Annotated in this window: 18 protein-coding genes; 7 read left to right on the top strand and 11 right to left on the bottom strand. The window is 60.0% G+C overall.

Going from position 1 to position 17,956, the window contains the following annotated elements:
- Nucleotides 1–66: 66 nt before the first annotated feature.
- The 4 genes from OKC27_RS03865 (at nt 67) to OKC27_RS03850 (ending at nt 5,379) form a co-directional block, all read left to right on the top strand.
- Nucleotides 67–1,326, top strand: coding sequence for an ABC transporter substrate-binding protein (locus OKC27_RS03865; protein WP_182938596.1), 1,260 nt, complete (start codon nt 67–69; stop codon nt 1,324–1,326).
- Complete coding sequence (locus OKC27_RS03860; protein ID WP_270805958.1) at nt 1,323–3,731, top strand: ATP-binding protein; 2,409 nt, start codon at nt 1,323–1,325, stop codon at nt 3,729–3,731. Before OKC27_RS03865 ends, OKC27_RS03860 begins: the two co-directional genes overlap by 4 nt.
- Nucleotides 3,715–4,992 (top strand): sigma-54-dependent transcriptional regulator, encoded by a 1,278-nt coding sequence (locus OKC27_RS03855; protein ID WP_182938598.1) that lies wholly within the window; start codon nt 3,715–3,717, stop codon nt 4,990–4,992. The genes OKC27_RS03860 and OKC27_RS03855 overlap by 17 nt, the downstream gene beginning before the upstream one ends.
- A gap of 72 nt (nt 4,993–5,064) precedes the next feature.
- Nucleotides 5,065–5,379 carry a hypothetical protein gene (locus OKC27_RS03850; RefSeq protein WP_075112347.1) on the top strand — a complete coding sequence of 105 codons (315 nt, stop codon included), beginning with the start codon at nt 5,065–5,067 and terminating at the stop codon, nt 5,377–5,379.
- Between the two features lie 75 nt (nt 5,380–5,454).
- On the opposite strand, the gene OKC27_RS03845 is transcribed toward OKC27_RS03850, so the two are convergent.
- The 8 genes from OKC27_RS03845 to OKC27_RS03805 form a co-directional block, all read right to left on the bottom strand.
- The gene (locus tag OKC27_RS03845) at nt 5,455–6,270 is read right to left on the bottom strand and encodes a Cof-type HAD-IIB family hydrolase (RefSeq protein WP_042063577.1); all 816 of its coding nucleotides are present in this window, start codon (nt 6,268–6,270) and stop codon (nt 5,455–5,457) included.
- An 89-nt stretch (nt 6,271–6,359) separates the two neighbouring features.
- The gene (locus tag OKC27_RS03840) at nt 6,360–7,400 is read right to left on the bottom strand and encodes an alpha/beta fold hydrolase (protein ID WP_182938599.1); all 1,041 of its coding nucleotides are present in this window, start codon (nt 7,398–7,400) and stop codon (nt 6,360–6,362) included.
- Nucleotides 7,397–8,062, bottom strand: a complete 666-nt coding sequence (locus OKC27_RS03835; protein ID WP_182938600.1) for a CatB-related O-acetyltransferase — start codon at nt 8,060–8,062, stop codon at nt 7,397–7,399. Before OKC27_RS03835 ends, OKC27_RS03840 begins: the two co-directional genes overlap by 4 nt.
- A complete protein-coding gene (gene trmH, locus OKC27_RS03830) occupies nt 8,062–8,793 on the bottom strand; it encodes a tRNA (guanosine(18)-2'-O)-methyltransferase TrmH (RefSeq protein ID WP_182938601.1) in 732 nt (243 codons plus the stop codon). The genes OKC27_RS03835 and trmH overlap by 1 nt, the downstream gene beginning before the upstream one ends.
- A 156-nt stretch (nt 8,794–8,949) precedes the next feature.
- Complete coding sequence (spoT, locus tag OKC27_RS03820) at nt 8,950–11,067, bottom strand: bifunctional GTP diphosphokinase/guanosine-3',5'-bis pyrophosphate 3'-pyrophosphohydrolase (RefSeq protein ID WP_042063569.1); 2,118 nt, start codon at nt 11,065–11,067, stop codon at nt 8,950–8,952.
- Nucleotides 11,068–11,198: 131 nt separating this feature from the next.
- Nucleotides 11,199–11,474, bottom strand: coding sequence for a DNA-directed RNA polymerase subunit omega (gene rpoZ / locus OKC27_RS03815; protein ID WP_005307060.1), 276 nt, complete (start codon nt 11,472–11,474; stop codon nt 11,199–11,201).
- Nucleotides 11,475–11,553: 79 nt separating this feature from the next.
- Complete coding sequence (gene gmk / locus OKC27_RS03810; RefSeq protein WP_042063568.1) at nt 11,554–12,180, bottom strand: guanylate kinase; 627 nt, start codon at nt 12,178–12,180, stop codon at nt 11,554–11,556.
- 300 nt (nt 12,181–12,480) lie between these two features.
- The gene (locus OKC27_RS03805; protein ID WP_139407087.1) at nt 12,481–13,536 is read right to left on the bottom strand and encodes a glycosyltransferase family 9 protein; all 1,056 of its coding nucleotides are present in this window, start codon (nt 13,534–13,536) and stop codon (nt 12,481–12,483) included.
- 223 nt (nt 13,537–13,759) lie between these two features.
- On the opposite strand from OKC27_RS03805, the gene OKC27_RS03800 reads away from it, so the two are divergent.
- Nucleotides 13,760–14,473, top strand: coding sequence for a 3-deoxy-D-manno-octulosonic acid kinase (locus OKC27_RS03800; protein ID WP_182938602.1), 714 nt, complete (start codon nt 13,760–13,762; stop codon nt 14,471–14,473).
- 70 nt (nt 14,474–14,543) lie between these two features.
- Nucleotides 14,544–15,407, top strand: coding sequence for a GGDEF domain-containing protein (locus OKC27_RS03795; protein ID WP_182938603.1), 864 nt, complete (start codon nt 14,544–14,546; stop codon nt 15,405–15,407).
- A gap of 6 nt (nt 15,408–15,413) precedes the next feature.
- Here the strand turns inward: OKC27_RS03795 and OKC27_RS03790 are convergent, their stop codons facing one another.
- Entirely contained in the window at nt 15,414–16,268 is an 855-nt protein-coding gene (locus tag OKC27_RS03790; protein WP_182938604.1) for a carboxylate/amino acid/amine transporter, read from the bottom strand.
- Between the two features lie 39 nt (nt 16,269–16,307).
- On the opposite strand from OKC27_RS03790, the gene OKC27_RS03785 reads away from it, so the two are divergent.
- Nucleotides 16,308–16,769, top strand: coding sequence for a DUF6314 family protein (locus OKC27_RS03785; RefSeq protein ID WP_182938605.1), 462 nt, complete (start codon nt 16,308–16,310; stop codon nt 16,767–16,769).
- A gap of 125 nt (nt 16,770–16,894) precedes the next feature.
- Here OKC27_RS03785 and OKC27_RS03780 read toward each other — a convergent pair whose 3' ends face one another.
- Together OKC27_RS03780 and OKC27_RS03775 are read right to left on the bottom strand one after the other, a co-directional pair.
- Nucleotides 16,895–17,056: a hypothetical protein gene (locus tag OKC27_RS03780; RefSeq protein WP_111808873.1), complete on the bottom strand. Its 162-nt coding sequence runs from the start codon at nt 17,054–17,056 to the stop codon at nt 16,895–16,897.
- A complete protein-coding gene (locus OKC27_RS03775; protein ID WP_042063560.1) occupies nt 17,041–17,940 on the bottom strand; it encodes a DMT family transporter in 900 nt (299 codons plus the stop codon). Before OKC27_RS03775 ends, OKC27_RS03780 begins: the two co-directional genes overlap by 16 nt.
- Between the last annotated feature and the right edge of the window lie 16 nt (nt 17,941–17,956).

Here is a 17,956-nt window from a genome sequence, read left to right as displayed (position 1 = left end):
CCTTGTGTTGAATATTGGATGTACCGCACATAATCCGATAATTGCCAGCGAGCCGACAGAGAGACCATGCCCATATTTTGCCGACAGCTCCCGTTTTTGCTGGTCGCGATCCTGCTGCCTTTTACCCCTCTCCATGCCTCGACCCTGACGGTATTGACCTCCTTTTCGGAGGCGCCGGTCAAGGCGGTGATCGAGGGGTTCTCCCGGCAATATCCGGCGATCCGCGTTGAGGTCATCTATCGCCGGACGCTTCCCGCCTTGCGGCTGCTGACGGCGGATGATGCTCCCGGGGTCGACATCATCATGTCTTCATCCCCGACTTTTTTTCACACGCTGGATCAGGCTGGTTTGCTGGCCGGTTTATCGGCTGAAACAGTGCCTCCCGATTGGCTGACCCCCCATATGTTGGGGCTGGGCAACAAGGTGGCCGTGGTTGGATACTCGGGCAGCGGCATCATGTATAACCGCCGCTATCTGGACAAGTACCACCTGCCGGTACCGACCACCTGGCAGCAGCTGGCTTCGCCACAGTTCATGGGGCATGTGATGATGAGCTCCCCTTCCCAGTCAGGTACGACCCATATGATGGTGGAGAGTGTCTTGCAGCAGTATGGCTGGGAGCAGGGATGGGCACTCCTGATGAGGCTCGGCAGCAACCTGTCGGCCATTACGGCCCGCAGTTTCGGCGTGAGCGACGGGGTGACTCGCGGTCTGGCCGGTGCCGGTCTGGTGATCGACAGCTATGCCCGCAACAGTCAGGCTCGTTTCGATCACGTTGGCTTCAATATCCTGCCTGATGCGGTGATACTGCCTACCTATCTTGGCGTTGCTCGCAGCAGCGAGCATCCGGCCAATGCGGCCCGCTTCATCAAGTATCTGTTATCAGCCAAGGGGCAGGCCATTATCGCCACCCCGGGTATGGCCAAGGTGACGCTGAATCAACCCCGCCTTGCCAGCGAGGCCAAATATGTCACCGACAAAGATCTGCTGTACCGGCGCGCCGGTCTGCTCAAGGCGTTATTCGAGCAGACCATCACCCAGCAGTTACCGCGGTTGAAGCTCACCTGGCAGGAGATCAACGGCGCGGATACCCGGGGTGATCCTGCCCGTGAACGCCTGCTGGAACAGGCAAGAGCCAAAGCCAGCACTCCCCCCTTGAGTGAGCGGGAGGCTAGTGACCCGGCCCTGCTAGCGCAGTTTGACGGACTGTATGACCGGGATCAGAGCAATCCGCAAACCGAGAAGGTGATGCACCAGTGGCGCCAGACTATGGAAGCTCGTCTTGGCGAGGCTCGCCTGCTGGTCGATCAGGCGGTCAAGCCATGATGGGCTGGGGTCGCTTGCTGCGCTTGCCGAGAAGTCTGGGCCGCCGCCTTATTCTCGCGTTTGTTTCCATTACTGTCCTGACCTGTGTCATGGGGATGGCGGCTTACATGGTGTGGGGTCGACTGGGGCAGCAGGTAAACCGGATTGTTGAAGAGAGCCTGCCGGCCATCGGCAGCGCTTATCAGCTGGAGCGGGCCAGCTCCCGTCTGTTGCTGCTATTGGCACAGTTGCGTGATACCCGGGATCCGGTGAAATACAGCCAGCTTTCTGCGGCGGTCTCCAGCACCCTGCTTGATATCCGCAACGCATATCCTCGGGGCAGTGAGGATGATCGCTCACAGCAGCAGGCGTTCACCGAACTGAACTTGCTGGTGGACAATCATGGTACTTACCTCAAGCGCCAGATCGATCATCTTGAGTCGTTGCAACAGTTACAGAAGCGAATCAACTGGCTGCATCAGGATTTGGTGGACGATGTGGCGCCGCTGTTGCAAGAGGTAGAGTGGCATCTCACCGGTATGGTTGGCAGCCCGAATGACATGGGGGAGTTTGGCTCCGTCATCAAGGAGTTCTCTGCCTTGCAAGACCTTACTTTCAAGGAGAATGAGCTGCTGGCGCTGGTCAACGAGGTGATTGCCCAGCGCAATCAGCAGGATCTGGAGAGTGCATTTCTGTTTATCGGCTACAAGATCGACGAGATGGATGAGTTGATCTCCCGCCTGGCCGAGTATCCTTCGACCGTGAGCTATCGCCAGATCCTGCAGGATATCGTGACGCTGGTGAAGCCGAACGGACACCTTTACCTGTTGTTGCAAGCCGATGCGCAAACCCACCAACAGCTCACAGCACTACGGCCACAGCTTGATAGCGCCGTCTCTCGCTACCATCAGCGGGTCTCTCTGATCGTGACCGAGGCGAACCGCTCTCTGAGTGCGCTCGGTCGCAACAGTAGCCAGATGGTGGCAACGGGCAAGCTGGTGATCCTGGTGGTGCTTGGACTATCCATCTTGATCAGCATCTTCGTGCTGGTGGTGCTGATTGGGCGCAGGTTGATTGGTCGACTCGATACCCTGGGGCAGGATCTTGCCCGGGTTGCGGAAGGTCAGATGGATGCGGTGGTCAGAACGCAAGGCCGGGACGAGATCGGTCTGCTGGGCGAGAGTCTGCGCCACTTCTGTCAGCAGCTGCAGCAAATGGAGAAGACCAATGCCCTCAACCTCATCAATAACACCCAGGCCTGCTTAATTACCTGTCATCCCGATGGCACCATAGAGTCGGTGAACCCCAGTGCCTTGACCCTTTTCCAGCAAACAGTGATCAAACCGGAACAACCTCTGTGGCAGGTATTCCCCGATGATGCCAAGGCCATGTTGGCTGCCCAGTTCGAGCCCGGGCAGCAACTGCTCACGCTGGGCTACAGTGAGTGCACAATTGCCACCGGCGCTGACAGTCAGCCCCGTTTCCTGCACTTCAACCTGCGTCGGTTCGAGCAGGGGCGCGGACACAGGTTCATTATCACCATCACGGATGTGACCCGGCAGGAGATAACGGCCCGAGAGTTGGGGTCGCTGGTGGCTGAGCGTACCCGGGAGCTGACAGAAAAAAACCGGCTGCTTGCCGCAGAGGTGGTGCAGCGGCAACAGGCAGAACACAACTTGCTGCAGGCGCAGGATGAGCTGATCCAGGCGGCCAAGATGGCCGTGGTGGGGCAGGCGATGACCAGTCTGGCCCATGAACTCAATCAGCCGCTGTCAGCCATGATGACCTACCTCTATACCAGCCGTGTGGCGCTGGATGCCGGTCACTACCACTCTCTGGGCAGCGATCTTGGCAAGATCGAGAAACTGAGCCAGCGCATGCATCGCATCATTACCGCCTTGCGCAATTTTGCCCGTAAATCGCCAACCCCCGATACCCGCATCCGGCTCGATCCGAAAGAGTTGGCCGATCAGGCGCTGTTGCTGCTAGAAACCCGCGCGAAGCGCGATGGCTGCCAGTTGCAAAACGAACTGCCGGATGGGCTGTGGATTGAGGCTGATCCCGTGCTGGTTGAACAGGTGTTGGTCAATCTGCTGGTTAACGGGATGGATGCTATCGCCGGACGGGAGCTGCGCCAGATCCGTCTGCTGTGTCTCGCACAGGAGGGCGGGTCGCTGCGCATCGGAATTGCCGACAGTGGACCCGGATTTGGTGAGGCCATCCTGCCCAAACTTTTTACCCCCTTCACTACCTCCAAAGAGGTGGGGTTGGGGCTGGGACTGACCATCTGTCGCTCCCTGCTGGCGCGCTGCGGGGCGGATATCTTGCTGGGCTCCGCGTTGGAGAGGGGGGCCATGGTTATAGTGGAATTTGCCGGGGGGCGTGAGCCACCGAAGGAGATGAAAAGCGATGCTGTTACCCCATAATCGTCAGGCCAATGTGTTGCTGGTGGACGACGATGAGGACGTGTTGGAGTCCTATTGCCACCTGTTGCGCCTGTCCGGCTACCAGCCCAAGGCAACCACCTCTCCCCATGAGGCGCTGACGTTGTTGTCACAGCAGTGGCCGGGGGTGGTCGTGTCCGATATCTATATGCCCGCCATGAACGGCATGGAGCTGCTGGACCGGGTGCTGGAGATCGATGGCGATCTGCCGGTCATCATGATCACCGGGCACGGCGATATCCCTTTGGCGGTGAGGGCAGTCAAGCTGGGGGCCTTCGATTTTCTGGAAAAACCGCTTAATCCCCAGTCGTTGCTCGATCTGCTGGAGCGGGCCTGCGCGCAACGCAGTGCGATCATGACCCAGCGCAGTGAGATCCGGGCGACGGTTGAGGATGAGTTGATCGGCACCAGTCCGCAACTGGTCGCTATCCGCCAGCAGATCAACCAGTTGGCACAGACCGACAAGGATCTGATGCTGGAGGGGGCGCCGGGTTCCGGTCGCTACACGCTGGCTCAGTTGCTGCACAAGATCAGTGCGCGTAAGGCGCATCCATTCCACCTTCATGATTGTTCGTCAGCGAGCTCCCTGAGCGAGATCCAGGCCAGCCTGGTCAAGGCGGAACAGGGGACGCTGGTGCTGCAATCTCCGGCAAGGCTGACGGCAGAGTGCCAGCGCTGGCTGGGTAACCATCTGCTGGAGCAGGAGCGGCGGGGAGAGAAGTCACTGCGTACCATAGCCCTGTTTGAGGAGTCTCCCGAGGCGCTGGTTGAGCAACAACTACTGATGCCCCAGCTCTACTATTTTCTTTCACAGGTGAGACTCAAACTGCCGAGGCTGGTTGAGCGAAGCTGTGACATCATTCCCCTTTTTCGCCATTTTTTGCGAGAAGGGTGCAAGCGGATAGGCAAGACGGTGCCCGCAGTGGATCGTGCCTATCTGGAGACCCTCAAGCGCCACCAGTGGCCCGGCAATATTCGCGAGTTGAGAAACGTGGCCGAACTCTATGCGGTCGGGATCATCAAGCTGGCGGGCTCTGAGCGAGCCATCCCCGGCGCGAATGCCAAGGAGCCGCTGGACGATCTGGTCGACGAGTTTGAACGGCGGGTGATTGAGGACACCCTGTTCCTCTTTTCTGGCCGGGTGACCGAGGCGGCCAGCTACCTTGGCATTCCCCGCAAGAAGCTCTATCTGCGGATGAAGAAGCACGGGCTCGACAAGGAGCAGTTCAAGCCTGGTAGCTGATGGCGGTTGCAGGTGACGCATTCATCGATCCTGACCGATAATGATGCAGTCCTGATTGAGCGGGAGTGGATCATGAGATGTCCAAGTTGCATGAGTGAGGCGGTGGACAAGGTTGAGGATGAACGGGTCGGCAAGGCCTGTGCAATGGGGTGTGGTGCTGCGGGTGGCTACGCTTGTGCCGCCACCTTTGCCAAGCTGGGTGCCGGTTGGGGAGCCTCTTTGGGCAGTCTTGGCACGCCGGTCGGCGCTATCGCAGGCGCAGTGGGGGGCGCCTTGCTGGGTGGGGCGACCGGAGGCGGGTTGGGTCTTTTGCTGGGCCGTTCCATCGATCGGCAGATTTCACGGGAATATTGCTGCACGGCCTGTGATTACCGTTTCAAGCGGTGAGCACGCCTACTTCGGCACAGTGACAGTCATGGATACCACACCGGGTATCCATGTTGATCTGCTTCTGGCCTGAACTCAGGCTGCGCTGACGCTCTCCAGCTCGAACAGCTTTTCCAGATAGACGGCAACGCCATCTTCATCGGAGGTGAGGGTCTGCTCATACTCCGGCAGCGCCATTTTCAGGCGATCATGGGCGTTGCCCATGACGATGCCGCGTCCCACCATGGTCAGCATCTCGAAGTCGTTCATTCCATCCCCGAAGGCGATCGCCTCGGACATGTCAAAGCCGTTCTGTTCCAGCACGGCACGCACCGCATTACCCTTGTGAACCCCGGCGTGCATCACTTCGAGGCAGTCCGGTAAGGAGAAGGTGACGTTGAGTTGGTCGCCGTAGCGCTGGTTGAGGTGCGCCTCGATCTTCAGCAGCTTTTCGTGGTCGCCGATGTAGAACACCTTGTTGATCTTCTCTTTCGGCTCCTTGGTCAGATCATCGACCAGCCGATAGGTGAAGCCGGACTCGTCGTGGAAGCTCAGCAACCAGGGCAGCTCCTCTTCGACCACCCAGTCATCGCCCTGATAGACGTTGAGGTGGATGGAGGGGTCGCGCTCCAGCGCGATCAACTCGGCGGCGATCTCGGCCGGCAGCGGCTGGTTGAACACCAGCTGGTCCTGCTTGTCATGAACCACGGCACCGTTGGAGGTAATGAGGTAGATGTCCATCCCCAACGCATCGCGGAAGCTGCGCACGTCCACGTGGTGACGGCCGGTGGCGACCACAAATTTCACACCTTGTTCTACCAGGCGGTGCAGGGTATCCCGGGTGCGGGAAGAGATCTGGTGCTGCTTGTTGAGCAGGGTGCCATCGAGATCGGATACAACTACCTTGAACATCATTACCTCGGCATCAATTGAAAACAGGGGCAGTTTACCTTAGCCCGCACTGTCACCCCATTTATTTAGGGTTACAAAAAATAGCCAGCTCAGAAGCGGGCGAAAAATTCAGCCATCGCGGTCAGGGCGGGCTGGCGCTTGTCATCCGTCTCCATCAGCAGTTCATGCCAGGCACCCTCGATCCGCAGCGGCTTGCCCCCTTCGCACTTTGCCAGGGTGCAGAAGCGATCCTGGGCGGCATTGTCCACGATCTTGTCGTCGCCTGCCTGCAGGACCAACAGGGGGGTCTTGATGGCACCCGCCTCGGCGATAGCGGCATCGGCACCGGTGATACCCTGATAAATCCAGTGGGCAGTAGCGCCACCCAGCTTGATCTGCGGGTACTGCTCGTAGAGCTGGCGGAAGGCCTGATAACGGGAGTGGCTGTGGGTCAGCCCGTTATCGGCAAAGCCGTCATCCTGATAGGGGCCCTGACCGGGGCCGTAGGGGGGCTCGCCGATCCAGCCGCCGACCGTCCCCAGGGTGGCTGCCAGCCCCTTGGCCAGCCACTTGGGCAGGCCGCCGAGGTTGATGCCCATCATGGGGGAGGAGAGCACGGCTGCCTTGATATCCTCGGGCCAGCGCTCCAGATAGCGGGCCGAGATGGCACCGCCCATGGAGTGGGCCAGCAGGAACAGCTTGGCAGGCTGGTCTGCCATGATTATCTGGTCGTGAAACTGCTTGAGATCGACCACATAATCGTCGAACTGGTCGACATATCCCTTCTGCTGGTCATCCAGCATCCGGCCGGACATCCCCTGACCGCGGTGATCGATGAGGTAGAGGCTATAGCCCTGGCGCCAGAGATCCCACGCCAGCTCCTGATACTTGAGATAGCTCTCGACCCGGCCATTGACGATGAGGATGGCGCGATCGACTTTCTCCTGCCGCAGGGCGGCATAGCGGATGATGACGCCATCCTTGCCCTTGAACTCCCCTTCGACGGCATGCTGGTGCCAGAAGTCGGGCAGGGTTTGCCGGTAGAGGCTGGGTACATCGGCTTCGCTGGTGAGCTGATAGGTATTGGTCACGGCAAGGGCTCCGGCAGAAAACAGGGTCAAGGCCAACAGGGAAAGAGCGAGGGATTTCATCGGGCACACTCCTGTTGCCAATGGTGATAAAGGGCGGCGATATCCCCCGAGCAGAGCAGCGCCATGCTGGCTTGCAAGCGGGGCAGGGGCCAGTGCCACCACTGCATCTCTTGCAGCATGACGATCTGCTCCTCATTGAAACGGCGACGGATCGGCTGGGCCGGGTTACCACCGACAATGGTGTAAGGAGCCACATCTTTGGTCACCACGGCGCGGGTGGCGATGACGGCACCATCACCTATGGTGATGCCGGGCATGATCATCGCTTCCGAGCCGATCCAGACATCGTTGCCAATCCGGGTGTCGCCCTTGCGCAGAAAGCCGCTGCGAGCCCCTTCGCCAAAGGTGTCTGGGTTGAACGGGAAGGTGGAGACCCAGTCCAGTCGGTGGCCCTGATTGCCTGCCAGCATGAAGGTGGCACCCGAGCCGATGGAGCAGAACTTGCCGATGATCAGGCGGTCTACTTCCGTGCCCCACTGGCCGCTGTCCCAGCTGGCACGGGTCGAGCCATCCCCCAGCAGATAGCGTACGCAGTGATCCTCGAACGGCTTGCCGTGGTAGTAGCCGGAGTAGTAGCTGTAGTCGCCAGCCTCTATGTTCGGGTTGGTCAGGTGATCCCGGATGATTTGCGATTCCAGCCAGCTGCCAAAAGGGTTCTCCATCACTCCTCCTGCGGATCGTCCTGCTCGCTCTGTTGCGCCCAGCCTTTGCGGGTCAGCTGCATCCGCTGCCACCACTCTTCGTCCGCCAGAATTTCACCGGCCTGGCCGAGCTGGGGATAGGGCATCTCTTTCTCTTTGCAGAGCTGGGCATAGATGGGATAACCCCCCTCGAACAGGATACTGTTCTGCTCCTCCAGCGTGAGCGGGCAGCCGCGCTGATAGCAACCGGCCAGCTCGCGCTGGCGCTGCGCTTCGTAGAGGATGGCGGCAGCCGCCACCGAGACGTTGAGGGACTGCACCATGCCGACCATGGGGATGACGATATGGTGATCGGCCAGCGCCAGCGCCTCTTCACCGATGCCGTGTTTCTCCTGACCCACCAGAATGGCGGTCGGTTTGGTGTAGTCGATGGCGCGAAAATCGACCGAACTCTCGGAGAGATGGGTCGCCAGGATCTGCATGCCGGAGGCTTTCAGCTCGGCCACCGCGCTGCCGATATCCGGGTGCAGTTTTACATCCACCCAGTTCTGGCTGCCGCGGGCGGTGCCCTTGCGCTTGTGGATCCAGGTCTTGGGCCAGACGGCGTGTACCCGGTGGATGCCGATGGCATCGGCGGTACGCACGATGGCGGCCAGATTGTGAGGTTTATGGACCTCTTCCATACAGACAGTCAAATCGAGCTGACGCTGGGCCAGCATGTCGGTGATGCGCTTGAAGCGTTCGGGAGTCATATCAGTTTCTATGCTGTGAGGTTTGTGCACGCATATCTTGCATACAGACGGTCAAATCGAGCTGGTACTGTACCAAGGTGTCGGTGATGCGCTTGAAGCGTTCGGGGGTCATGGCTTGTCTCTATAAAAGCAGCAGGCGGCTTGCGCCGCCTGTATTCAGTTCTTCTGTCGGCTCACCTTGAGCACGTTGGGCATCACGCGGATCTTGCGCATGATATTGGCCAGGTGGATGCGGCTCTTGGTGGTGATGAGCAGGCTGACCTGATAGACCCGGCCATCCTTCTCTTCGGTGCTGATGGCGTGAATGTTGGCGCCGGTGGCGGCAATCACGTTGGCCAGCTCGGCCAGCGCACCCTGATGATTGATGATCTCGATGCTGATGCCGGTGCGGAACTCCTGTTCCTGCTCCTTGTCCACTTCCCACTGCACTGGCAGGTACTTGTCCGGCTCCTTGCTGTAGCCCTTGATGTTGCGACAGGTTTCCTGGTGGATCACCAGCCCCTTGCCCGGGCTGATGTGGGCGATGATTGCATCCCCCGGGATTGGGCGGCAGCAGTTGGCGAAGGTGACCAGCATGCCGTCGGCACCCTTGATCGGCATCTTCTTGCTGCTGGACTTGGGTTGCTCTTCCGGCGGCAGTTCATCCCCCAGCATACGGCGCGCCACCATGACGCTCATGGCGTTGCCCAGGCCCACATCGGCCAGCAGCCCCTGCAGGTTCTCGTGCTTGGTGTCGGCCAGCACCTGCTTGATGCGCGGCTCGGGGATGTCTTCGATATTCTTGGCGCCCAGCGCATGGTTGAGCAGGCGGCGACCCAGCACCACCGACTCTTCGGTGCGCAGGTTCTTGAGGAACTGGCGGATCTTGGAGCGTGCCTTGGTGGTCACCACAAAGTTGAGCCAGGCCGCGTTGGGGCGGGCGCCCGGCGCCGTGATGATCTCCACCGTCTGACCCGAATGCAGCGGGCTGCTGAGCGGGTAGGGGTGGCGGTCGACCCGGGAACCGACGCAGGCATGGCCGATGTCGGTGTGCACCGTGTAGGCGAAGTCCACCGGCGTGGCGCCAGCGGGCAGCTCCATGATGCGCCCTTCGGGGGTAAAGACGTAGATCTCGTCGGGGAACAGGTCGGTCTTGACCCCTTCGATAAATTCAAACGAGCTGCCAGCGCTCTGCTGCAATTCCAGCAGGCTCTGCATCCAGCGCTGGGCGCGGATCTGGGCGGTGGTGCCTGAGCTGTCGCCATCCTGCTTGTAGGCCCAGTGGGCGGCAACCCCTTTATCGGCCATCTGATCCATGAATTCGGTGCGGATCTGCACCTCCACCGGCACCCCGTGCGGTCCTACCAGCGAGGTGTGCAGCGACTGGTAGCCGTTGGTCTTGGGGATGGCAATGTAATCCTTGAAGCGGCCGGGGCGCGGCTTGTAGAGGCTGTGCATCTGCCCCAGCACCCGGTAACAGGTATCTATGTCCTTCACCTTGACCCGAAAGGCGTAGATATCCATTACCTCATGAAATTGCAGCTCTTTTTTCTCCATCTTGTTGTAGATGGAGAAGAGATTCTTCTCGCGGCCACTGACCTGATGCTCAATCCCCGCCTCTTTCAGACGACCGCTGATTTCGCTCTGGATCGAGTCGATGATCTCGCGGCGATTGCCGCGGGCGCGGCGCACCGATTCGCGCAGCACACGGGATCGCATCGGATAGAGCGCCTCGAAGCCCAGCTCTTCCAGCTCGTTCTTCATGGTATGAATACCGAGGCGGTTGGCGATGGGGGCGAAGATTTCGAGGGTTTCCCGGGCGATGCGGCGGCGCTTGTCCGGTCGCAGTGATCCCAGGGTACGCATATTGTGGGTGCGGTCGGCCAGCTTGATCAGGATGACCCGGATATCCTGGGTCATCGCCATCACCATCTTGCGGAAGTTCTCGGCCTGCGCCTCTTTGCGATCGCGAAATTTCAGCTTGTCGAGCTTGGAGACCCCGGCCACCAGTTCTGCAACCGCATTGCCAAACTGTTCGGCCAGATCGGCCTTGGTGACAGAGGTGTCTTCGATGACGTCGTGCAGCACGGCGGCCATCAGGGTTTCATGATCGAGGCGCATGTCACCCAGGATCCGGGCAACGGCAACAGGGTGGGTGATATAGGGTTCGCCACTGGAACGCATCTGTCCCTGGTGGGCATCACGGGCCACCACATAGGCTTGCTTGAGCTTCTCAACCTGCTCTGGCGGCAGGTAGGAACTGGCTATTTCTTTAAGGTTTTCAAATAAATACAAGACAGTCCCCGCAGCGGTGAAACGGCAATTCGTGGAATTGAGGGTAGAGCCCTGAGTTTGCGAGGTTTTCGAGCGGTTGTAAATGGGGATGAACAGTCGGCACCCGGGCGGGTGCCAACCGGGGGAATTACTTAACCGCGGCCTTCGGCGATGGCAGCAACGGCAGCCAGCTCGGCGGCTTCCTGCTCTTGCTGCTCGTAGCGGTCCTGGGTGTCCATCACTTGATTGTTCACCAGACCCAGCTCGATCTCACGCAGGGCGATCACAGTCGGCTTGTCGTTCTCTTCGTCGACCAGGGGATCTTTGCCTTGTACCGCGATTTGACGAGCGCGGCGCGCGGCGACCAGCACCAGGTCAAAACGGTTACCTACCTGTTTTACAGCATCTTCTACAGTAACGCGTGCCATGCAGGACTCCAGTGTTTGGGCTTTCTGTATTTAGAAAAGCAGTGTTTAAAAATGACGCAAAAGTTTACTTGTTTTTGGCTTACTCTGCCAGTAGCTGTTGCAGCAAGTTTTTTTGAGCCTGTTGCTGGTGACGCATCTCCAGCCGTTGGCACTCAATAATGGACCTGAGCTGGAACAGCGCCTGCTCGAAGTCTTCATTGATAATGACATAGTCATACTCGTCGTAGTGCACCATTTCGGCAATGGCTTTCGCCATCCGGCCGGCGATCACCTCGCTGCTGTCCTGACCGCGCCCAATCAGGCGGCGCTCCAGCTCTTCGCGGCTGGGGGGCAGGATGAAAATGGATTTGGTCGGCATCTGCTCGCGGATCTGGCGGGCACCCTGCCAGTCGATATCGAGGAATACGTCGATCCCTTTGGCCAGACAGGCTTCGATGGCGGCGCGTGAGGTGCCGTAGTAGTTGCCGAACACTTCGGCCCACTCCAGAAAATCACCGCGTTCGATCAGTGCCTTGAACTCTTCCACCTGTACAAAGTGGTAGTGCACGCCGTGCTCTTCGCCCGGACGGGTGGCGCGCGTGGTGTGGGAAACCGACAGCTGCATCTTGCCCGCAGCGTTATGTTGGGTCAGCAAGGCATTGAGCAGACTGGATTTACCCGCGCCGCTCGGAGAAGAGATGATATAGAGAGTGCCTTGTTGCGCCATGTTATTACCTTTAATCGAAACCGCTGTTTTGGTTGTAGCAGAGACCGCCGTCTTGTGCCCGAAAGGGAGACAGCCAAACGCAAAACGCGGAAAATTATTGAGTCAGGAGGATGTAAAGGCGGCGAATTTTACCAGAATGCGGCGAATAAAAAAACGGCCGGAATCATATTCCAGCCGATCAAAGTATTCGTAGCTTGCTGCGGGAGCGTAACCCACATCAGCCTTGATTGTGCCTTTTGGGGCGGGCTGGGGCCATCAGGTTATCCCTGCCTGATGGCTCGGAATTCCCGAGTTGCCCTGTCAGTACGGCAGCTGGCGATCGGCGCAGAGCCGATCGAACGCGGCGATCACCTGATCGCGGGTGATCTTGCTCATGGCCTCCGGGTCCTTGAGGCGGGTGCGCCAGCTCAATTCGGCCAGCGGCTTGCCGGTCTCCTGCTCGACCAGCTCCTGATAGACGCTGACCACGTAGTCGCGGCACAGATAGGGGCCGGTGCGAGCGGGATTGTGGTGGGCATAGAGGCCGATCACCGGTGTGCCGACCAAGGTTGCCATGTGAGTTGGGCCGGTATCGGGGGCCAGCACCAGATTCGCTTCGCCAATCAGCGCCAGCAGCTGCTTGAGGTTGGTCTGCCCCACCAGATCGACCGGCTTGCTCTGGCTCAGTTGCCGGATCTCGGCGGCCAGATCCCGCTCCAGCTTGGCCGGACCGCCACAGAGATAAACCTGAAAGCCCTTGTTGGCGGCGTGATCCGCCAGCGCGGCATAGCCTGCGGCAGTCCAGTTCTTGAATGCCTTGCTGGCGGCGGCGCAGATCAGCAGGGTCGGTTTACCGCCAATCTTCTCCTTTGCCCACGCCTGATGTTCGGCGCTGATGGGCAGTTGCCAGTCCGGGGTCAGATCCTTGATGCCAAGCTCTTTGGCGAAGGCGAGGAAACCGTCCAGCACGTGGGGGGAGTCGGGGGATGGCACCTTGTGGTTGGTGAACAGCCACTGACCGTCATTGGCCCGCGCCTTGTCGAAGCCGAGTTTGATGTTCGCCCGGATGCCGAGGGTGGCAATGCTGGCCCGCATGGCCGCCTGCAGGTGGAGCAGGGCATCAAATTTACGTCCCTTGAGGGTCTGCCAGAGATCGCGATAGCCGCGCCACCCCTTGCTCTTGTCGAAGGGGATCACCTCGACCCCGGGCAGATCGGCAAACAGGGTTGCCTCGATCTTGCCGGTGATCCAGGTGATGCGGGTCTGTGGCCACTCCCGCTGGATGACGCGCACCAGCGCCAGTGCGTGGCAGCAATCCCCGATGGCGGAGAGCCGCAGGATGCAGATGGAGGAGGGTGGCGTTTGAAATAGCGGCATGTTGTGGCGCACGGCTGGCAAAAAGGGTGGATGGCATTATGCAAACTCCCCTCTGGATTGTAAAATTGCGCACAATCGTCAGCCAGGATCGTGCCGGGCCCAGTGCCATGACCTGTTTCTGCACGTCGCTGATTAAAGGCCACTATTGCGGGCATGCCAGAGCGGCAGCCTCATCGCCAATTGAAAAATTGCGATCCATGACCCACCGAGCGGGATCTCCACGATGCGAATACAGACCGAACACAACCAGATCTGCTGGTACGCCGAAGGGGCCTTTCGTGACCCCTCTCCCCAGTTATTCGATCCTGCCTGGTGGCAGAACAACCGTCAGGTGGTGGGTACGTCCATCGGGCGGGGGGTGACCTGGTTCGTCAAGGATGAGTCCCGCCATCTGGTGCTGCGCCACTACTATCGCGGCGGCATGGTGGGCAAGGTGGTGCGGGATCGCTTCTGGTTCGAAGGGGTCGAGTCGAGCCGCGCCATGGCCGAATATACCCTGCTGGCCAGGTTATGCGAACTGGGGTTGCCGGTGCCGCGTCCGTTTGGTGCCCGCATGGTCAAGCATGGCCCCTTCTATCGCGCCGATATCCTGATCGAGCGGATTCGCGGTGCCAAGGATATGGTGGCGCAGCTCAAACAGGGGCCGGTGGCGACCGAGGTGTGGCACAAGATCGGCCAGACGGTGCGTCAGCTGCACGATGCCGGGGTCTATCACGCCGATCTCAACAGCCACAATCTGCTGCTCGATAAAACGGACAAGGTGTGGGTGATCGACTTTGACAAGGGGGCGATCCGCTCCCCCGGTGAGTGGCAGAAGGCCAATCTGGAGCGCTTGCTCCGTTCATTCAATAAAGAGTCTCAACTGCATACCAGTTTCCACTTCGTACCGGAGAACTGGCAGACGCTGATGAACGGGTATCACACAAAAGCGAGCTGACCCTGTTGCTCGGCGCGAGAGCCAATGTTACTTATTGAGCAGGTATTCAGATCCGGTTTCGAGGCGCCCCATGGAAATGCTCAAGACACCCTTGGTCGATGTGACTGCCCGGCTTGATCCGGGTCTGCTGTCTGATGCCATGACGCTGCTGGAGGCGGGGATCTGGACCTGGTCTGCTCAACAGGGGTTACGCCGCGATCCCTCCTGCCTGCGCCTGCTGGGGCTTGGCGAGAGCTGGCCGGATGATCTCGGCTGGCTGGATCGGGTTCATCCCGACGATGCTGCCCGGCTGGAAGATGCCCTGCTCGCCTGTCAGAGCGGCCGCAGCAGCGGTCTGCGCCTCGAATACCGCATTCTGCATCATCATGGTCACTACATCCGGCTGGAAGAGCGGATGCGTCGCGATGAGCGGGGCTATCTGCTGGGGGTTGTGCGTCACCTCGATCCTGCCGTGGTGCTGGTGGAGGAGCGACATGGCACCGATCCGCTGACCGGTCTGGAGAGCCGTGGCCGCTTCGAGCAACTGCTTGAGGAGCGGCTGGCGACCGAGAGCGGCAGCTTCAGCCTGCTGCAGTTCTCGGTCGATCACATGGCCAAAATCCAGCAACTGTTTGGCGAAGCGGCTTGTGACGCCATGCTGGCCAAGCTGGCACGCATCGTGCGCCACGAGCTGCGGCGGGAAGATCCCTTCGCCCGCTGGGATGAGGACGGTTTTATCCTGATGCTCTCCCAGACCGAGCGGATGAGCGCGCTGGAGATCGCCGAGCGGCTGCGCCTCGAGATTGCCGATGCCAGCCTGTTGTCACAGCGGCCGGTCACCGTCAGCATCGGGCTGGTGCAGAGCCAGACCGGCGAGCAGCTCGATCATCTGCTGGCCCGGCTGGCCACCTGCCACGGTCAGGCCAGACGGGAGCACAACACCGTCGTCGGCTGAGAGGGGTCAGGGTTGGCCGTGCTGGTCGCGCTGGCAGACCCAGAGCGAGGCCAGCATCAGCAGGCCGCCGATGGTCAGCCGGGTCAGATCGGTATCCTTGCCCCAGAGCAGCAGATTGACCAGCAAGCCGGCCGGAATGAGCGCATTGTTCATGATCGCCAGCACCCCGCTGCTGACCAGCGTCGCCCCCTTGTTCCACAGGAAGTAGCCGAGGCCGGAGGCTCCCACTCCCAGCCACAGCAGAATGCCCCACTGCAATCCTGATGTCGGATATTGCGGCTTGCCCAGCAGCCACCAGGCGGGCAGGGCGATCACCAGCGCTCCCAGATAGAAGCAGCCGAATACCGCCAGTTGCGGTGGTTGCTCCGCCTCCCGCGCCAGCAGTACCTTGTAGCCTACCTGACCGAGCGCGAAACAGAGGTTGGCCCCCTGCACCACCAGAAATCCCAGCACATAGCTTTCGGTCAGGCCATCGAAACGGATGACGGCAGCCCCGATCACTGCCAGCAGGGCGCCCCACAGATAGGTGGGCTTGAAGCGCCGCTCCAGCAGATCGTGGAGCAGGGTGACATAGAGGGGGGTGAAAATGGTAAAGACCAGCACTTCCGGCACCGTCAGCAGCAGGAAGGAGTGGTAGTAGAAGAGATACATGATGCCGAGCTGGATGGCGCCGAGGGCCATCAGCTTGGCCACCAGATCGGGGCGCAGCCAGCGGCGGCGCAGGAAGGGGAGAAACACCAGACTGGCGAGGGCGATGCGGGTCAGCACCGAGAAGTAGGCATCCACCTGGCCAGCGAGGTATACCCCGATCAGGCTGAAGGAGAATGACCAGAGCAGGGTGACCCCTATCAAGTAGTTCATGTGTTTGATTTATCGTCAGTTGTCAATTTTAAGGGGGCTATGATGGCCGAGATGGAAGCGGCAATCCAGCGTTTATGGGCGCGATTGCCACAGGTCGGAGCATTTAGCTTTACCGCCAGCAATGGCGAGGGGTCGGCGACCGACTGGAATGGTCGGGGCGAGGGGCGTGTGCAGGTGACCGATCATCAGGGTGGCAGGCTGTTTAGCGAGCAGGGCCGCTACACCACGCCCCATGGACGGGAACTCGCCATGCACAACCGCTTCTGGTGGCAGCGCAGCGAGCGGGGGATCCGCCTCTCCCATCTGCGTTATGAGGCGCCGGTCGAACTGTTCGAGCTGCTGCCGCAAGGAGATGGCCGCTGGCTGACCGCCGAGCCGCATCTGTGCGGGGCGGATCACTACAGCGCCGAGCTGACCGAGATCGACGGCGGTTTTTTGCTGAGCTGGCTGATCACCGGGCCGCGCAAAAACGAGCGGCTCAGCTATCGCTATCTGCTCTGACGCCGGCTGGCAGGCATAAAAAAACCGGCGCAGAGCGCCGGTAGCGGGGGACAAATCGGAGGTTTTTTTAAAAACAGTCCCAAAACAGGAGAGATAGACTCTCGTCACACATTCAGAGATGGACTTCAGGCATTCAGGGCATAGCTCAGCATGGCTTGCAGCTTGCTATCGAAGAACCAGGGCAGCAGTACCATCAGCAAGCCCATGATCCCGGCCAGTCGCTGGCGATACTGCCAGCCGGCAATCAGTACCAGACCCCCGCAGAGAGTGGTCAGGATGCCTGACATAGGGTGACCTCGCGCTGCGTGCGACGCTGTTGCGCCCACTGGTTCATGGCGACCGAGCCGAGGATCAGGGCCAGAGCAACACCTGTGGTGGGGTGGATCTGCTCGCCGAGGAACAGGGCACCCAGCATCACACCGAACAGCGGCACCAGATAGTTGCTGAAGGAGGCGAACGTCGGGCCAGCCTTCTGGATCAGCGCCATGTAGAGGAAGTAGACCAGACCGGTACAGAGGGTACCCAGCACGGTAATCGCGCTCAGGGCCTGGCTGCTCGGCATGGTCAGGTTGCTCAGGTCAACCATGAAGGGGGCGACCAGCAGCAACTGGGTGGCCGAGGAGATCAGGATATTGCGGGCAACCACGACCGGATGGTCCTTGGCGAAGCGCTTGATCATCAGCAGGCCGATGGCGAAGCAGCTGGCACCGAACAGGATGGCAACGGCACCGAGCAGACCGGCGTTCATGCCCTGGGAGAGTTTCGGCCAGAACAGGGTGAGTACACCGGCAAAGCCGATGATCACCGAGAGCAGACCGGTTTTGGTGATTCTTTCACCAGAAATAAACAGCGGTGCAGCCAGAATGGTCACAAACGGGATACAACCCATGACCACGGCGGCGATGGCGCTATCCACGTACTGCTGGCCCCAGGCGACCATGATGAAGGGGATGGTGGCATCCAGCAGGGCGATCAGCATATAGGTGCGCCACGGGGTGTGCTCACTCTTGAGCCGCATGAACAGGCAGAGCAGACCCAGGGTCAGGCTGCCGCACAGGGCACGACCGGCAGCCACCAGAATGGGGGGCAACTCGGCAACGGCCTGGTGCATGAAAATGAACTGGGAACCCCAGAGCAGGCCAATGGCCAGCAATAACAGATAGCTACGCATTTTAATCTCCGATGTA

It is taken from the genome of Aeromonas sp. QDB62, assembly GCF_027705695.1.
In the GTDB taxonomy this organism is placed as follows: domain Bacteria; phylum Pseudomonadota; class Gammaproteobacteria; order Enterobacterales; family Aeromonadaceae; genus Aeromonas; species Aeromonas allosaccharophila.
This window is presented reverse-complemented; position numbering and strand designations above follow the sequence as displayed.

Excerpts from the sequence above, each read along its gene's own strand:
- OKC27_RS03865 (WP_182938596.1), top strand. The coding sequence starts at position 67 with ATGCCCATATTTTGCCGACAGCTCCCGTTTTTGCTGGTCGCGATCCTG.
- OKC27_RS03860 (WP_270805958.1), top strand. The coding sequence starts at position 1,323 with ATGATGGGCTGGGGTCGCTTGCTGCGCTTGCCGAGAAGTCTGGGCCGC.
- OKC27_RS03855 (WP_182938598.1), top strand. The coding sequence starts at position 3,715 with ATGCTGTTACCCCATAATCGTCAGGCCAATGTGTTGCTGGTGGACGAC.
- OKC27_RS03850 (WP_075112347.1), top strand. The coding sequence starts at position 5,065 with ATGAGATGTCCAAGTTGCATGAGTGAGGCGGTGGACAAGGTTGAGGAT.
- OKC27_RS03845 (WP_042063577.1), bottom strand. The coding sequence starts at position 6,270 with ATGTTCAAGGTAGTTGTATCCGATCTCGATGGCACCCTGCTCAACAAG.
- OKC27_RS03840 (WP_182938599.1), bottom strand. The coding sequence starts at position 7,400 with ATGAAATCCCTCGCTCTTTCCCTGTTGGCCTTGACCCTGTTTTCTGCC.
- OKC27_RS03835 (WP_182938600.1), bottom strand. The coding sequence starts at position 8,062 with ATGGAGAACCCTTTTGGCAGCTGGCTGGAATCGCAAATCATCCGGGAT.
- trmH (WP_182938601.1), bottom strand. The coding sequence starts at position 8,793 with ATGACTCCCGAACGCTTCAAGCGCATCACCGACATGCTGGCCCAGCGT.
- rpoZ (WP_005307060.1), bottom strand. The coding sequence starts at position 11,474 with ATGGCACGCGTTACTGTAGAAGATGCTGTAAAACAGGTAGGTAACCGT.
- gmk (WP_042063568.1), bottom strand. The coding sequence starts at position 12,180 with ATGGCGCAACAAGGCACTCTCTATATCATCTCTTCTCCGAGCGGCGCG.
- OKC27_RS03805 (WP_139407087.1), bottom strand. The coding sequence starts at position 13,536 with ATGCCGCTATTTCAAACGCCACCCTCCTCCATCTGCATCCTGCGGCTC.
- OKC27_RS03800 (WP_182938602.1), top strand. The coding sequence starts at position 13,760 with ATGCGAATACAGACCGAACACAACCAGATCTGCTGGTACGCCGAAGGG.
- OKC27_RS03795 (WP_182938603.1), top strand. The coding sequence starts at position 14,544 with ATGGAAATGCTCAAGACACCCTTGGTCGATGTGACTGCCCGGCTTGAT.
- OKC27_RS03790 (WP_182938604.1), bottom strand. The coding sequence starts at position 16,268 with ATGAACTACTTGATAGGGGTCACCCTGCTCTGGTCATTCTCCTTCAGC.
- OKC27_RS03785 (WP_182938605.1), top strand. The coding sequence starts at position 16,308 with ATGATGGCCGAGATGGAAGCGGCAATCCAGCGTTTATGGGCGCGATTG.
- OKC27_RS03780 (WP_111808873.1), bottom strand. The coding sequence starts at position 17,056 with ATGTCAGGCATCCTGACCACTCTCTGCGGGGGTCTGGTACTGATTGCC.
- OKC27_RS03775 (WP_042063560.1), bottom strand. The coding sequence starts at position 17,940 with ATGCGTAGCTATCTGTTATTGCTGGCCATTGGCCTGCTCTGGGGTTCC.